Raw genomic sequence first — 16,414 nt, 5'->3', positions numbered from 1 at the left:
AGTGATTCTCTAAGTGGTTTCGAACTCTTCATCGATGATGTCGAGCAGGCGGTCGACCGACACCGTCTCGATGTCCTCGGCGGTTGTTTCCGTTTCCGCTGAGGCGAAGGGCGTGGACCGCCGCAGCGAGGAGATGATTTTCTCCAGGCGGTCGGCTATCACCTGGCGTTCGAAACCGTCCGCCGGCACCGACTGGATGACGGACTCGAACCGGGTGAGTTCGTCGTCCGCGGAACCCGTCGCGGCGGTGACGGGTTCGGTGAGGACCGCGGCGAGATGGCCGGCGACCAGGAACGGGGTCGGGAAGTTGAAAACGAGCGTGCTGGGGAAGTCGCGGCCGGTGAGGGCGCCCAGCCGGTCGCGGAGTTCGACCCCGGCCAGCGAGTCGAAGCCCATTTCCTTGAAGGCGTGATGGGGGCCGACCGCGTCCGGGGTGCCATGGCCGAGGACGGCCGCGGCTTCGGTCCGTACGAGATCGAGCAGATGGCGGGCCCGCCTGGCCTCGGGCATCTCCGCCAGCAGCCCGATGAGCGTGGGCGTTCCGGTGCCGGCCGCGCCTGGCCTGGCCGCGGGCGGCCGTACGGTCCTCGTTTCCGCGGCCGGCGTCCGGCCGCGGGAGTCCTGGGCGGCCCGGACCTCGCGGGTTCCGCGAGGGGCGGCTGCGGTCTCCTCCGGGCTGAGCGGCCGTACACGCAGTTCCTCGGCGGTGAGCACCGGTGCCCCGGAGACGTCGAAGGCCTTCAGCGCGAACGCCCCGTCGTGGCCCGGGGTGAGCCGGATCCGCAGCGCGGTGGCGCCGAAGGCGTGCAGGGACACGCCCCGCCAGCGGGCCGGCAGGGTGCCGCCGTCGGTCATGGCGGCGTGCCGGGCGGCGTCCAGCAGGGCGGGGTGCAGCCCGTACGCCTCCGCGTCGGTCATGTCGGCGGGCAGCGCGGCCTCGGCGTACAGCTCGTTCTCGTACCGCCAGAGCGCCCACAGTCCCCGGAAGGCGGGGCCGTAGTCGAAGCCCTGGTCGGCGAGGCGCTCGTAGTGGTCTTCGAGGTCGACGGGCTCGGCGCCCTCGGGCGGCCAGCTCTCCAGACCCTGTCCGGGCTCGCCGTAGCCCGGGGTCAGTACGCCGCTGGCGTGCCGCGTCCAGGTGCCGTGGGCGGCTCCTTCGGTCCTGGAGTGGACCGTGACGGTGCGCCAGCCGATGCCGTCCGGCGCGGAGAGGCGTACGTTCAGCCGCACCGCGCCGTGCTCGGGCAGGACGAGCGGCTCGGCGAGGACCAGGTCCTGGACGCGGTCGCAGCCCGCCTCGTCGCCCGCGCGGACGGCCAGCTCCACCAGGGCCGTTCCGGGCAGGGTGATCCGTCCGGCCACGGCGTGCTGGGCGAGCCAGGGGTGGGTGCGGACGGAGACGCTGCCGGTGAACACCAGGCCCTCGCCCGCGGGGAGTTCGAGCGCGAGGCCCAGCAGCGGGTGTCCGGTGACGCCCGCGCCGGTCGCCCCCGCGCCGCCGGGCGGCGGGGCCGGCCAGTAGCGCTCGCGCTGGAAGGCATAGGTCGGCAGGTCCACCCGGCGGGCTCCGGTGCCCGCGAAGAAGGCGGGCCAGTCGAGCGGGACACCGGCGGTGTGGAGGCGGCCCAGGGTGGAGACGAGGGCGGCTTCCTCCGTACGGTCCTTGCGCAGGGCCGGTACGACGGTCATCCGGCGCGCGGCCTCGCCGAGGGCGTCCTGGGCCATCGCGGACAGAACGCTGCCCGGGCCCAGCTCCAGCAGGACGTCGATGTTCTCGTCGCGCAGCGCCCGGATGCCGTCGGCGAAGCGCACGGCCTGCCGGACATGCCGTACCCAGTAACCGGGGGTGCCGAGCTGTCCGGTGGCCAGTTCCCCGGTGACGTTGGACACGACCGGGACGGCGGGCTCGTGGTACGTCAGTGACTCCGCCACGGCCTGGAACTCGGCGAGCATCGGGTCCATCAGCGGCGAGTGGAAGGCGTGCGACACCGGCAGCCTGCTGGTCCTGCGCCCCCGGCCCGTGAAGTGCGCGACGATCTCCAGGACGGCGCTCTCCTCGCCGGCGACCACGACGGACTCGGGGCCGTTGACGGCGGCGACGGACACCTGGTCCCCATGGCCCACGAGCAGGGGGACGACCTCGTCCTCCGCGGCCTGTACGGCGGCCATCGCGCCGCCGGAGGGCAGCGCCTGCATCAGCTTCGCGCGGGCCGCGACCAGCCGGCAGGCGTCCTCCAGCGAGAACACGCCCGCCACATGGGCCGCGGCGATCTCGCCGATCGAGTGGCCGCCGACGACGGCGGGCCGTACGCCCAGCGACTCCACCAGCCGGAAGAGAGCGACTTCAACGGCGAAGAGAGCGGGCTGGGTCCAGCCGGTGCGGTTCAACGGCTCGGGGTCGTCGCCCCACATGACCGCGCGCAGGGAACCGTCGAGATGGCGGTCCAGCGCGGACAGTACGGTGTCGAGGGCGCCCGCGAAGACCGGGAACCGCCCGTACAGCCCGCGCCCCATCCCCAGCCGCTGGCTGCCCTGTCCGGAGAAGAGCACGGCGGTGGTGCCGTTGCCTGCGGCGCCCCGGGCGACCGGGGTGACCCCGTCGCCGTCGGCCAGCAGGACGGCCCGGTGGCGCATGGCGGCGCGGCCGGTCGCGAGCGAGTAGCCGATGTCGACGGGCCCGGTGCCGGGCCGGGCGGCCACGAAGTCGGTGAGGCGGGCGATCTGCGCGTCGAGAGCGGCCTCGGACTTGGCCGACACCAGCCAGGGCACAACGGCGGGCACGGCAGTCACTGGGGCCGCGCCCGGGGCCCGCGCGAGGTCCGGGACCGCGGCGGGCCCGGAATCCGGCGCGAGGGCGGAGCCAGAGGCCATGGCCTCGGCCGGGGCCGCGCCGGAGGCCGGGACCGTACCGGAGGCCGGTGCCACGCCGGAGGCCGGTGCGGGGCCCTCGCCCCGGTCCGAAGCGGGAGTTGGGCTCGCGGCCCGGGCCGAAGCCGGAGTCCGGCTCGCGGCCCGGTCTGAAGCGGGAGTTGGGCCCTCGCCCCGGTCCGAAGCGGGAGTTGGGCTCGCGGCCCGCGCGCGATCGGACTCCGCGCGCTGCGCCGGTACGGGCCGCGCGGCCGGCGCAGGGCCGGAGAACGGCGCCGCCGCGGGGTCTGCGGGCTCGGCCGGCGCCTGCTCCAGGATCAGGTGCGCGTTCGTGCCGCTGATGCCGAAGGACGACACTCCCGCGCGCCGCGGCCGGCCCGTCCCGGGCCAGGGGGCCGCCTCGGTCAGCAGTTCCACCCCGTCCGACCAGTCCACCTGCGAGGTCCGCCGCCCGACGTGGAGCGTTCCGGGCAGGACGCCCTCGCGCATCGCCATCACCATTTTGATGACCCCGGCGACACCGGCCGCCGCCTGCGCGTGGCCGATGTTCGACTTGAGGGAGCCGAGCCGCAGCGGGCGCCCGGGGTCGCGGTCCCTGCCGTAGGTGGCGAGCAGCGCGTGCGCCTCGATGGGGTCGCCCAGCTTCGTACCCGTACCGTGCGCCTCGACCGCGTCCACCTCGGCCGGGGAGAGTCCCGCGTCGGCCAGCGCCTGGCGGATCACCCGCTCCTGCGCCGGACCGCTGGGCGAGGTCAGCCCGTTGGAGGCGCCGTCCTGGTTGATGGCGGAGCCGCGTACCACCGCGAGGACCGGCTGCCCGTCGCGCCGCGCGTCGGAGAGCCGCCGCAGGACGACGATGCCGGCGCCCTCGGCCCAGGCGGTGCCGTCCGCGTCGTCGGAGAAAGCCTTGCAGCGGCCGTCGGGCGCGAGACCGCCCTGCCGGGAGTAGCCGATGAAGCCGACCGGTGTGGACATGACGGTCACTCCGCCGGCGAGGGCCGTCGAGCACTCCCCCGCGCGCAGCGAACGCGCCGCCCAGTGCAGCGCGACCAGCGACGAGGAGGACGTGGTGTCGACGGTGACCGCGGGTCCTTCGAGGCCGAGGGTGTAGGCGAGCCGCCCGGACGCGACACCGGGCGAGAGGCCGGTCACGGCATGGCCCGCGAGGTCCTCCGCCGAGCGCTGGGTGACGGTGGCGTAGTCCTGCCCGTTGGTGCCGACGAAGACGCCGGTACGGGTGCCGCGCAGGCTGTACGGGTCGGTCCCGGCCCGTTCCACCGCCTCCCAGGACGTTTCGAGGATCAGCCGCTGCTGGGGGTCGGTGGAGACCGCCTCGCGCGGTGACATGCCGAAGAACCCGGCGTCGAAGTCGGCGGCGTCATGCAGGAATCCGCCTTCGCGGGTCACGCTCGCGCCCGGTCCCTCACCGGTGAGCGCCTCCAGGTCCCAGCCGCGGTCGGCGGGGAATCCGGAGATCGCGTCACGGCCGGCCAGGACGAGTTCCCACAGTTCCTCCGGGGAACGGACTCCGCCCGGATAACGGCATGCCATCCCGACGACCACTACCGGGTCTTCGTCTGCTCCGATCGTCATGACGACGCACACCCCTCGGAAAGTCGGGCCTCGGACACCTCTCCGTGCCGGATCGTATGGGGGGCGGGGCTGTACTTTTCCCTAAGGAATTCAGGGGCCGTGGTGAGGTCCTGTGGGCGGGGGTCCGGCGAAGACTAGGGATTCTCCGGAGCCTGGTGTGAGACCAAGTAACTGTCCCGCCCGATCGCGCGGCGCGGCCACCCGGCGACCCGCCGGGTGGGTACTTGTGGCGCCGAGCCATCGGACCGCCACTTCCGAAGGGTGTTGTCCATGGGCTCGATCCGGCGGCCGATCCTGTTTGTCAGCTATGCCGAAAGCGGTCTTCTCAATCCGCTGCTCGTACTGGCGGAGGAATTGTCCCGGCGCGGGGTGGAGGATCTGTGGTTCGCGGCCGACGAAAAGGCGCGCGACGACATTGCGGCGGCGGGCAAAGCGGGAACTCCCGTGGAGTTCGCGTCACTCGGTGAGGTCGTCTCCGAGATGTCGGCCGTCACCTGGGACGACGAGACCTACCGCGAGGTGACGCAGCGCTCCCGGTTCAAGGCGCATCGCGCGGTCATCAGGCATTCGTTCGCGCCCGAGGCGCGGGTGGAGAAGTACCGGCGGCTCGAAGCGATCGTCGACGAGGTCAAGCCGGCGCTGATGGTGATAGAGAGCATGTGCCAGTTCGGGTACGAGCTGGCGATCACCAAGAACATTCCGTTCGTGCTGGGTGTGCCGTTCGTACCCAGCAATGTCCTCACCTCGCATGTGCCGTTCGCCAAGTCGTACACCCCGGCGGGCTTCCCGGTGCCGCACTCGGGCCTGCCGCTGGAGATGAGCCTCACCCAGCGGGCGGCCAACCAGCTCTTCCGGCTGCGGACGCTGGGGATGTTCCTGGCCCCTTCGATGCGGAAGGTGGTCGAGGTGGACAACCGGATCCGCGAGGAGCTGGGGATCGCGCCCGAGGCACGCCAGATGATGGCCCGGATCGACCATGCCGAGATGGTGCTGTGCTACTCGGTGCCGGAGCTGGACTATCCGTTCCCCATGCCGGAGAAGATGAGGCTGGTCGGCGCCATGGTGCCGCCGCTGCCGCAGGCCCCCGACGACGACGGTCTGTCCGACTGGCTGTCGGCGCAGGAGTCGGTGGTGTACATGGGGTTCGGTACGATCACCCGGCTGACGCGGGAGCAGGTCGGCTCGCTGGTGGAGGTCACCCGGCGGCTGGCGGGGCGCCACTCGGTGCTGTGGAAACTCCCCAAGGAGCAGCAGGAGCTGCTGCCGCCGCGGGACTCGCTGCCCGGGAATCTGCGGATCGAGAGCTGGGTTCCCTCGCAGCTCGACGTCCTCGCCCATCCGAAGGTCCGGGTGTTCTTCACACACGCCGGCGGCAACGGCTATCACGAGGGGCTGTACTTCGGAAAGCCGCTGGTGGTGCGCCCGCTCTGGGTGGACTGCGACGACCAGGCCGTCCGCGGCCAGGACTTCGGCGTCAGCCTGACCCTCGACCGTCCGGAGACCGTCGATCCCGACGATGTCTTCGACAAGCTCACCCGGGTGCTCGACGACCGTTCCTTCAGCGAGCGCGCGGAGCACTTCGGGGAGCTGCTGCGCGCGGCGGGCGGCCGGGGCGCCGCGGCGGATCTGCTGCTCGGCCTGCCCGTACTCGCCTCCCACTGATCGGGGTATTCCATGTCATTCACCCATCCGGTTTCCCGGCCCTGGCTCGGCGGGCGGGAGCTCGACTATGTGACGGAGGCCGTCAGCGACGGCTGGATCTCGTCGCAGGGACCGTATGTACGGCGGTTCGAGGAGGAGTTCGCCCGGTACAACGGGGTGGCGCACGGCGTCGCCTGTTCCTCGGGGACGACGGCGCTGACCCTGGCGCTGCGGGCGCTCGGGGTCGGCCCGGGCGACGAGGTGATCGTTCCCGAGTTCACGATGATCGCGAGCGCGTGGGCGGTGACGTACACGGGGGCGACGCCGGTCTTCGTGGACTGCGGGGACGATCTCAACATCGATGTCTCGCTGATCGAGGAGAAGATCACCCCGCGCACCAAGGTGATCCTTCCGGTGCACATCTACGGGCGCCGCTGCGACATGGACGCGATCATGGATCTCGCCCTGCAGTACAACCTCCGGGTGGTGGAGGACTCCGCCGAGGCGCACGGCGTGCGGCCGGTCGCCGACATCGCGTGTTTCTCGCTCTTCGCCAACAAGATCATCACGGCCGGCGAGGGCGGTATCTGTCTGACCGAGGACCCGCGGCTCGCCGAGCAGATGGCGCATCTGCGCGCGATGGCGTTCACCAAGGACCACAGCTTCCTGCACAAGAAGCTGGCCTACAACTTCCGTATGACCAGCATGCAGGCGGCGGTGGCGCTGGCGCAGACCGAGCGGCTCGACACGATCCTGGAGATGCGCCGGGAGATCGAGCGCCGCTACGACGAGGGGCTGCGGGGCATCGACGGGATCATCACGATGCCGCCGCGCGATGTGCTGTGGATGTACGACGTGCGTGCCGAACGCCGGGACGAGCTGCGGGAGTTCCTCGCGGCCGAGGGCGTCGAGACCCGGCTGTTCTTCAAGCCGATGAGCCGGCAGCCCGGCTACTACGACGCCGACTGGCCGTCGCTGAACGCCAGCCGGTTCAGCGAGGACGGCTTCTATCTGCCGACGCACACCGGACTGACCGCTGAGGACCAGGAGTTCATCACCGGCAGGATCCGCAAGTTCTACGGCGCGGCGTGAGGCCCGCGCGGGGTACGGCGCCCGTCTCCGTACGGCACGCGCTCGGCTCCGTACCGCACGGGCAGTTCCGAGTCCAGCACGGGCAGTTCCGATCCTCAGGGGAATCCCAGACATGACAACTACCGACAGGTGCCCGGTCGCCTTCCCGCTGCGGCGGCCGGGCCGGCCCTTTCCACCAGTGGAGTACGCGGACTTCCGGCACGCGGAGGGGCTGGTCAAGTCGACGCTGCCCAGCGGGGTCCCGGTCTGGCTGGTGACGCGGCACGAGGACGTACGGACCGTGCTGACCGATCCGAGGATCAGCTCCAACCCGTCCCATCCGGGGTTTCCCCGGGCGGCGAAGACGGGCGGGGTGCCCTCGCAGGACCAGGTGCCGGGCTGGTTCGTGGCGCTGGACCCGCCGGAGCACGGCCGGTTCCGCAAGACGCTGATCCCGGAGTTCACGGTCCGCAAGGTCAGGGAGATGCGGCCCGCCATCCAGCAGATCGTGGACGCCCGTATCGACGCCCTGCTCGCCGCGGGGAACACGGCCGATCTGATCGCGGACTTCGCGCTGTCCGTGCCGTCCCTGGTGATCTCCGATCTGCTGGGGGTGCCCCATGTGGACCGCGACTTCTTCGAGACGAAGACCCGGGTCCTGGTCACGCTCACCTCGACGGACGAGGAGCGCGAGTCGGCGACCAAGGCGCTGATGCGCTATCTCAACCGGCTGATCACCATCAAGCAGCGGCGGCCCGGCGACGATCTGATCAGCCGGCTGCTGGCCGACGGCACCATCTCCCGGCAGGAGCTGACCGGGGTGTCGATGCTGCTGCTGATCGCGGGCCACGAGACGACGGCGAACAACATCGGGCTCGGTGTGGTCACACTGCTGAGCAATCCGCGGTGGATCGGTGACGAGCGCGCGGTGGAGGAGCTGCTGCGCTACTACTCGGTGGCGGATCTGGTGGCGTTCCGGGTGGCCGTCGAGGATGTGGAGATCGGCGGGCAGCTCATCGCCGCGGGCGAGGGCATCGTGCCGCTGGTCGCCGCGGCCAACCACGACGGGACCGTCTTCGACCGGCCCGACGAGTTCGACCCGGAGCGGTCCGCCCGGTCGCATGTGGCGTTCGGCTACGGGGTGCACCAGTGCCTCGGGCAGAACCTGGTCCGGGTCGAGATGGACATCGCGTACCGGACGCTGTTCTCCCGTATCCCCACGCTGGAGCTGGCGGTGCCGGTCGAGGAGCTGAGGCTGAAGTACGACGGAGTGCTGTTCGGGCTGCACGAGCTGCCCGTCCGCTGGTCATCGACGGAGGAGTGATGGTGCGCATCAGCGTGGACACCGAACGCTGTGTGGGGGCGGGGCAGTGTGTGCTGTCGGCTCCCGATGTCTTCGACCAGGACGACCACGGCATCGTGACGGTGCTGGAGGAGCCGGCGGACGAGCCGGCGAGGGACGCGGCGCGGCAGGCCGGCCTGGTCTGCCCGTCGCAGGCGATCACGGTCGCGGAGAGCTGACGGTTCTCCGCACCGGCCCCTGACACCGGGCGCCGTACAGCGTCGTACGGCGCCCGGGAACACGGAACGGGCCCTGCCCCCGAAGCCTCGGGGAGCAGGGCCCGTTCGCGTTTCCGGAAGTCCCTGTCGGCCGGAGGAAGTCCCTCCTGGCGGAAGAGTCCCTCCTGGCGGGAGGTGCCCGCCGGCCGGAGGTGTCTCGCTACCAGGTGACCGGCAGTTCGGTGAGACCGGCGGAGAGCTGGCCGCCCAGCACCTGGAGCTGCTCCACCGGGAGCGCGAGGCGCAGTTCGGGCAGACGGGTGAAGAGCAGGGTGTACGCGGTCCTGAGCTGCATCCGGGCCAGCGGGGCGCCGATGCAGTGCCACATCCCGTGGCCGAAGGTGAGATGCGGGTTGGGCGAGCGGTTGATGTCGAAGAGTTCGGGCTCGTCGAAGACCTGCCGGTCGAAGTTGGAGAGGGTGAAGTCCAGCAGCACCAGGTCCCCGGCGCGTATCGTCACACCGCCGATCTCGACGTCCTCGCCCGCGTACCGCGGCAGCACCGAGCCGCCGCCCTTCGCCGAGCGGAGGATCTCCTCGACGGCGCCGGCCATCATCTTCGGGTCCCCCAGCGCGGCGTCGCGCTGGTCGGGGTGGAGCGTGAACAGGATGATTCCGAGGTCGACATGGCTGGCGACGGCCTCCAGCCCGGCGAAGAGCACCCCGGCCGCGATGGGACCGATGCGCTCGTCGGAGGGGTCGCTCTCGCAGAGCCGGGAGATGACGTCGTCGCCGGGCTCGGCCCGCTTGCGGCCCGCCAGCTCCACCAGATAGCGGAAGAGGTCCTGCTGTCCGCCCTGGACGGCGGCCGGGTCGTCGAGTCCGCCCATCCGGGAGAGCAGCATGACCAGCAGGCCCTGGTCCTCGGCGGGGATGCCGATCAGCTCGCAGAGGACGGCCAGGGAGAACGGCAGCGAGAAGCCGCCGTGCAGATCGGCGGGCGGCCCCTGGGCGATGAAGCTCTCCAGCACGCCTTCCGCGATGGCCTCGACCTTGGGCATCAGGTTGAGGACACGGCGGGCGGAGAAGTTGGGGGTGAGCAGCGCGCGGGTCTCGGTGTGCAGTTTGTGGGCCAGCGCGAAGTCGTCCGTGACGAGCATGTCAAGGAAAGGGTTCTGCACATAGCGGGGAGCGGTGGCGGGGGTGGGGTGGGCGCGGCCGAGACGCTCGTCGTGGAGCAGTTCCTTGAGTTCGGCGTGCCGGGTCACCAGCCAGCCTTCGTCGCCGGCGGGGGTGCGCACCTTGCAGATGGGGCTCCTGGTCTGGAGGTCGCGCAGCAGCGGGCTGAGCCGCAGGACGGACGGCGGCCGTGCGGTGAGGGCGGGCAGCTCGGGGGATGTGGTCATCGGGTGTCTCCTCGGACAGTGGGTGCCTGTGGGTGCTCGCCGCGCCCGGGCCCGGGGCGGCCCCCGCCGTGGTCGTGTACGACGGTACGGGGGCCGCCCCGGGGTGTACGGGTGGAGCCGGCGCGGCGAGTCGGTGCGGAGCCGGGGTCTACGCGCCGCCGGCGGGGAGGGCGCCGAGCCACTCCTCCATGGCCCGCGCGGTCAGCGCGGAGTGTTCCTTGGCGAGGGAGAGATGGTTCGCGTCGATGTCCCGGATCTCGTCCGCGGGCACCGAGGCGGTGTCGAAGAGGAACCCGCCGAAGGACCGGGTGCACCGCACCAGCAGGGTCGGGGCGGTGGTGGGCACCGTCTCGATGTCGGTCATGGCCATGAACCAGTGCGCCATCGCCGACAGCCGGGCGCTGTTCAGCGTGACCGACGGCGAGTCGATGTCGGCGAGGTAGTACTGGGTGGTCCTGTCCAGGTCGTTGCCCTCGCCCACCCGGTAGCGGATGCTCGCGGTGTCCAGCAGGACGACGGCCTCGGGCCTGATCCCCCAGGTCTCCTCCAGCACCCCGGCGGCGAGATAGGCGAGCGAGCCGCCCGTCGAGTGGCCGGCCAGGACGAAGGGTTCGCCGTCGCTGGCGTGCAGGACGCTCTCCGCCACCACTCGCGCCGCGGCCTCGCTGGTGGCGGGCAGCAGCTCACCGGGCGCGAAGCCCATGAGCGGCAGGGCGGAGACATGCCGCTTGCCGCGGAAGTGGGCGGCGATACGGGCGTACTGGTGGACACCGCCGGTGGCACCGGGCGCGCTGACGAAGACCAGACGGGGGCTGCTCGGGCCCTCGGCGAGGGTGACGGGGACCGACAGCTCCTCCAGATCGGCCGGGGTCTCGAAGGTCGGCCGGGTCTTGGCGACCGCCACCAGCATCCGCATCGCCTCGACCAGCTTGCCGCCCTGGACCGCGCTGTGGAAGAGACCCTCCAGGGTCTCGCCCGGGTCCTGGGCCGACCGGGCCGCCGCGGAGGCGCCGGAGGAACCCGCGCCGGGGCCGGGGACCGGGGCGAGCTGCCCGGCGATCTCGCCGTGCAGCCACCGGGCGAGCTTGACGGGCGTCTCGTTGTCGAACACCACCGAGGTCGGCAGCCGCAGCCCGAGCGCCTCCGCGAGCTGGTTGCGCAGCGAGACGGAGACCAGCGAGTCGAACCCCAGCTCCAGGAAGCTGCGTTCGGGGTCGACCCCGCTCGCGTCACGGTGACCGAGCAGCCCGGCGGTGTAGCCGGTGACCAGCTCGACGAGGAGGCTCTCCTGTTCGGCGGGTACGAGATTCCGCAGCCGCTCCCGCAGGGTGACCGGCGACCGGTCACCGGCCGACGCGGCGCGCCGGGTACGGGGTACCAGCTCGCGCCAGAGCGCGGGCAGGGCCTGCTGGGTGCGGAGCCCCGCGACATTGATCCTGGCCGGAACGAGCGCCTCGGCGCCGTGCCCGGTGGCGGCGTCGAAGAGGGCCAGGCCCTCGTCGAGGGCGAGGGCCGGCATGCCGCCGCGCGCCATCCGCTCCAGATCGGCCTCGCTGACATGGCTGGTCATCCCGCTGCCCCGGCCCCAGGGACCCCAGTCGAGGGAGACCGCGGGCAGCCCCTCGTCCCTGCGGTGCCTGGCCAGGGCGTCCAAGTAGGCATTGGCGGCGGCGTAGTTGGCCTGTCCGGGGCTGCCCAGGACACCGGAGACCGAGGAGTACAGCACGAACGCGGACAGATCCAGTTCGCGAGTGGCCTCGTGCAGATACCAGGCGGCGTCGGCCTTGGGCCGCAGGACGCGCTCCAGTGCCCCGGCGGTCAGTGAGCCGGTCATCGCGTCGTCCAGCACACCGGCGGTGTGCACCACGGCGGTCAGCGGATGCGCGGCGGGCACGGCGGCGAGCAGCGCGGCGACCGCGTCCGGATCGCCCAGGTCGCAGGCGACGGCGGAGGCCTCGGCGCCCGATTCGGCCAGGTCCGCGAGGAGTTCCGCCGCGCCGGGCGCGCCGGGGCCGCGACGGCTCGCCAGCAGCAGACGCCGTACGCCGTGGCGGGCGGCGAGATGCCGGGCGAGCTGTCCGCCGAGCCCGCCCGTACCACCGGTGATCAGTACGGTGCCCTCGCGGTTCCAGGCGGCCGGGGCGCCCGGGGCCGTGGCGGCACGGTCGCTCTCGGGCGCCCTGGTGAGGCGCCCGACGCGGACGGTGTTGGCACGTACGACCATCTGCTGCTCGTCGAGGGCGAGCAGACCGGGCAGGACCCCGGCCGACAGGAACGTGTCGTCCATGTCGACGAGGAGGAAGCTGCCCGGGTTCTCGGTCTGCGCGGACCGTACGAGGCCCCATACGGCGGCCGCGGCCAGGTCCTGGATCTGCTCACCGTCGACGGCGACGGCACCACGCGTGACGAAGACCATCCGGGAGCCCGCGAGCCGGGGTTCGCCGAGCCACTCCTGAAGCAGGCTCAGTACCGAGGCGGTCAGTGCCCGCACCGCCTCGGGCCCGTCGAGCGCGGGGTCGCCGACCACGGGCACCAGGAAGACGTCGGGCGCGACTCCGCTGTCGCCGACCGCGCCGGTCAGGGACTCCGCGTAGGCGCTGACGGTCTCGTCGGCGCGGTGCATGGCGTACCCGAGGTCGAGTTCGTCGGCGCCGACGACCGCCCAGCGGGTGCCGGTGGCGGGCGCCGCGAGGGCGGCGGGCACCCAGTCGAGAGCGTAGAGCGTGCCCTGGTCGGCGCCGCCCCCGGCGGACTCGGGCCGCTGCTGTCCGGAGAGCGTGCCGAGGCGCAGCGAGTCCACGGTGAGGACGGGGGCGCCGCCCGTGTCGACGGCGGTCAGGGCCACCGAGTCCTCGTCGGCCGGGGTGATCCGTACGCGCAGCGCGGTGGCCGCCCCGGCGTGCAGGGTCAGTCCGGTCCAGGCCAGCGGGACCGGGGCGGCGGGCGCGCCCTCCGCGTCCAGGGCTCCGGCGGCGCGGAGCGCGGCGTCCAGCAGCGCGGGGTGGATGCCGAACCCGGCGGTGTCACCGGCTTCGGCGGGCAGGGCCGCCTCGGCGAACACCTCGTCCTCGCGCCGCCACAGTCCGGTGAGGCCCTGGAAGGCGGGGCCGTGGGCGAGTCCGGCGGCGGTGAGCCGCTCGTGCAGCGCGGCCGACGCGACCGGCTTCGCGTCGCGCGGCGGCCACTCGCCGGTGTCAAAGGCCGTCGCGTCCGCGGTGGATCCGTCGTCGGCCGGGGAGAGCACCCCGCGTGCGTGCGCGGTCCAGGGCCGCTCGTCCTGGCCCTCCTCGACGGCGGGCCGCGAGTGGACCGTCACGGGGCGCCGCCCCTGTTCGTCGGCCGCGCCGACCCGTACCTGTACGGTGACCGCGCCGCGTTCGGGCAGTGCGAGCGGGGCGAGCAGCGTGAGGTCCGCCACCCGGTCCTGTCCGGTCTGGTCGCCCGCGCGGATCGCGAGTTCGGCGTAGGCGGTGCCGGGCAGCACGGTCCGGCCCTCGATCCGGTGGTGGGCGAGCCAGGGGTGCGAGCGCAGGGACAGGCTGCCGGTCAGTACGGTCTCGTCCGAGTCGGCGATCGTCATGGCCGCGCCCAGCAGCGGATGCCCGGTGGCGGCCAGGCCCAGCCCGGCGGCGTCCCCGCTGCCGGCGGCGAGGGTGGGCCAGAACCGCTCGCGCTGGAACGCGTACGTCGGCAGATCCGTCCGGCGCGCGCCCGTACCGGAGAAGAATTCCGCCCAGTCGACCGCGGCGCCCCGGACATACAGCCCGGCGAGCGCGGTGACGGCCGCGGTCTCCTCGGGCCGGTCCTTGCGCAGTACGGGCACGGCGGTGACGGCCGGGTCCTGAAGGGATTCCGCCACGAAGGCGGAGAGCACGCCGTCCGGGCCGAGTTCGAGGAAGGTCTGCACGCCGCGCGCGGCGAGCGTCCGTACCCCGTCACTGAACCGCACGGCCTCGCGGACATGGCGTACCCAGTAGTCGGCGGAGCCGAGTCCGTCCGGCGAGGCGAACTCCCCGGTCAGATTGGAGACGACGGGTACCGCCGGGCGCCGGTAGTCGAGGGAGGCCGCGACGGCGCGGAACTCGTCGAGCATCGGCTCCATCAGCGGCGAGTGGAAGGCATGGCTCACCGAGAGCCGGGTGGTCTTGCGCCCCTGGGCCGTGAGCCGCTCCGCGACCCCGTTCACCTCGTCCTCGGCTCCCGAGATCACCACGGAATCCGGGCCGTTGACAGCGGCGAGGGAGACCCGGCCGGTCAGCAGCGGGGTCACCTCGTCCTCGGTGGCACGTACGGCCACCATGGCGCCACCGGCCGGCAGCGCACGCATCAGCTTCGCCCGCGCGGCCACCAGCCGGCAGGCGTCGGCGAGGGAGAACACCCCGGCCACATGGGCGGCGGTGATCTCGCCGATGGAGTGACCGGCCACGAAGTCGGCCTTGACGCCCCACGAACCGACCAGCCGGAAGAGCGCCACCTCGACAGCGAACAGGGCCGGCTGGGTGAACCCGGTCTCGTTCAGCAGGCTTTCGTCGTCGCCCCAGATCACCTCGCGCAGCGGACGGTCCAACCGCTTGTCCAGCTCCGCCAGTACGGAGTCCAGTGCCTCCGCGAAGACGGGGAAGCGCGCGTACAGCTCCCGGCCCATTCCGAGGCGCTGGGATCCCTGGCCGGTGAACAGGACGGCCAGCGGGCCCTTGCCGGTCACCCCGCGGGCCGCCTCGGCGGGCGGCGCGCCGTCGGTGTGGGCGAGGAGTACGGCGCGGTGCTCGAAGGCGGAGCGGGTGGTGGCCAGCGAGTGGCCGATGTCGAGGGGGCCGGGGGCCGCCGGGGCATCGGCGAAGGAGCGGATCCGGTCGAGCTGGGCATCCAGCGCCGCGGCGCTTCTGGCCGACACGGGCCACGGTACGGCGGTGAGCGCCACCCGTGGGGCTGTCTCGTCCTCCAACTCGGGCGCCGTCGGCGGGGCCTGCTCGATGATCACATGCGCGTTGGTGCCGCTGATCCCGAAGGACGACACTCCGGCGCGGCGCACCCGCTCGCCCCCGGGCCACTCCACGGCCTTGGTGAGCAGCCGTACGTCACCGGACGACCAGTCCACGTGCGAGGAGGGCGCGTCCACATGGAGGGTCGGCGGGAGGACGCCGTTGCGGAGCGCCATCACGATCTTCATCACGCCGGCGGCACCGGCCGCGGCCTGGGTGTGCCCGATGTTCGACTTGACCGTGCCGAGCCACAGGGGGCGGCCGGGTTCGCGGTCCTGGCCGTAGGCGGCGAGCAGGGCGCCCGCCTCGATGGGGTCGCCCAGGGTGGTGCCCGTACCGTGCGCCTCGACCGCGTCCACATCGGCCGGGGTGAGTCCGGCACCGGCCAGGGCCTGGCGGATCACCCGCTGCTGGGAGGGGCCGTTGGGCGCGCTCAGACCGTTGGAGGCGCCGTCCTGGTTGACCGCGCTGCCGCGCAGCACCGCGAGGACCGGGTGTCCGTTGCGCTGGGCGTCCGAGAGGCGCTCGACCACCAGCATGCCGACGCCCTCGGACCAGGCGGTGCCGTCGGCGGCGTCGGAGAACGCCTTGCAGCGTCCGTCGGCGGCGAGTCCGCCCTGGACACTGAACCCGGCGAAGCTCGCCGGGGTGGCCATCAGGGTCACCCCGCCGGCCAGCGCCAGCGCGCACTCGCCGTTCCGTACGGCCTGCGCGGCGAGATGGAGGGTCACCAGCGACGACGAACAGGCGGTGTCGAGCGTGACCGCGGGCCCTTCAAGTCCGAGGACGAAGGAGAGCCTGCCGGACAGGACGCTCGCGGCGAGACCGTTGCTCGCGTAGCCGCCCATGTCGTCCCGCGAGGCGAGGACGAGATGCGCGTAGTCCTGGGAGTTGGTGCCGACGAACACGCCGGTCCTGCTGCCGCGCAGCCCGCCGGGGTCGATACCGGCGCGCTCGAACGCCTCCCAGGACACTTCGAGGAGGAGCCGCTGCTGCGGGTCCGTGGCGAGGGCCTCGCGCGGTGAGATCCCGAAGAATCCCGGGTCGAAGTCCGGTGCCTCGTGGACGAAGCCGCCCTCCTGGGTGGCACTGCCGCCGGGGCCGTCCCCGGCGAGGGCCTCCAGGTCCCAGCCGCGGTCGGCGGGGAAGCCGGAGATGGCGCTGCGGCCGGAGGCGAGCAGCTCCCACAGGTCCTCCGGGGACCGGACCCCGCCGGGGAACCTGCATCCCATCCCGACGATCGCCACGGGTTCGTGGCGGCCGGATTCGGCTTCTTGGGCCCGTTGGCGGGTCTGGTGCAGATCCGCCGTGACCCACTTCAGGTAATCGACGAGCTTCTTTTCGTCCGGCATGG

6 protein-coding genes and 2 pseudogenes are annotated in these 16,414 nt (G+C 72.5%); 4 read left to right on the top strand and 4 right to left on the bottom strand.

Annotated elements, in window-relative coordinates; translation table 11 throughout:
* Window positions 1–9 precede the first annotated feature (9 nt).
* Window positions 10–462 (bottom strand): annotated as a pseudogene (locus KQY30_RS36910) (phosphopantetheine-binding protein); the annotation flags it as partial.
* A gap of 216 nt (window positions 463–678) precedes the next feature.
* Window positions 679–4,431, bottom strand: a pseudogene (locus KQY30_RS34625) (beta-ketoacyl synthase N-terminal-like domain-containing protein); the annotation flags it as partial.
* Between the two features lie 300 nt (window positions 4,432–4,731).
* Here KQY30_RS34625 and KQY30_RS34620 point away from each other — a divergent pair.
* The 4 genes from KQY30_RS34620 to KQY30_RS34605 all read left to right on the top strand — a co-directional run bounded on the left by KQY30_RS34620 (window position 4,732) and on the right by KQY30_RS34605 (window position 8,694).
* On the top strand, window positions 4,732–6,123 hold the full coding sequence (locus KQY30_RS34620; RefSeq protein ID WP_217310442.1) for a glycosyltransferase: 1,392 nt from the start codon (window positions 4,732–4,734) through the stop codon (window positions 6,121–6,123).
* Window positions 6,124–6,135: 12 nt separating this feature from the next.
* On the top strand, window positions 6,136–7,194 hold the full coding sequence (locus tag KQY30_RS34615) for a DegT/DnrJ/EryC1/StrS aminotransferase family protein (RefSeq protein ID WP_217310441.1): 1,059 nt from the start codon (window positions 6,136–6,138) through the stop codon (window positions 7,192–7,194).
* 112 nt (window positions 7,195–7,306) lie between these two features.
* Window positions 7,307–8,497, top strand: coding sequence for a cytochrome P450 (locus KQY30_RS34610; protein ID WP_217310440.1), 1,191 nt, complete (start codon window positions 7,307–7,309; stop codon window positions 8,495–8,497).
* Between the two features lie 2 nt (window positions 8,498–8,499).
* Complete coding sequence (locus tag KQY30_RS34605) at window positions 8,500–8,694, top strand: ferredoxin (protein WP_198533712.1); 195 nt, start codon at window positions 8,500–8,502, stop codon at window positions 8,692–8,694.
* A 199-nt stretch (window positions 8,695–8,893) separates the two neighbouring features.
* On the opposite strand, the gene KQY30_RS34600 is transcribed toward KQY30_RS34605, so the two are convergent.
* A complete protein-coding gene (locus tag KQY30_RS34600; protein WP_217310439.1) occupies window positions 8,894–10,078 on the bottom strand; it encodes a cytochrome P450 in 1,185 nt (394 codons plus the stop codon).
* A gap of 148 nt (window positions 10,079–10,226) precedes the next feature.
* Window positions 10,227–16,412 carry a type I polyketide synthase gene (locus KQY30_RS34595; protein ID WP_217310438.1) on the bottom strand — a complete coding sequence of 2,062 codons (6,186 nt, stop codon included), beginning with the start codon at window positions 16,410–16,412 and terminating at the stop codon, window positions 10,227–10,229.
* Window positions 16,413–16,414 lie beyond the last annotated feature (2 nt).

Origin of the sequence: Streptomyces sp. GMY02, from assembly GCF_019056675.1 — a bacterium.
GTDB classification, from domain to species: domain Bacteria; phylum Actinomycetota; class Actinomycetes; order Streptomycetales; family Streptomycetaceae; genus Streptomyces; species Streptomyces odonnellii.
This window is presented reverse-complemented; position numbering and strand designations above follow the sequence as displayed.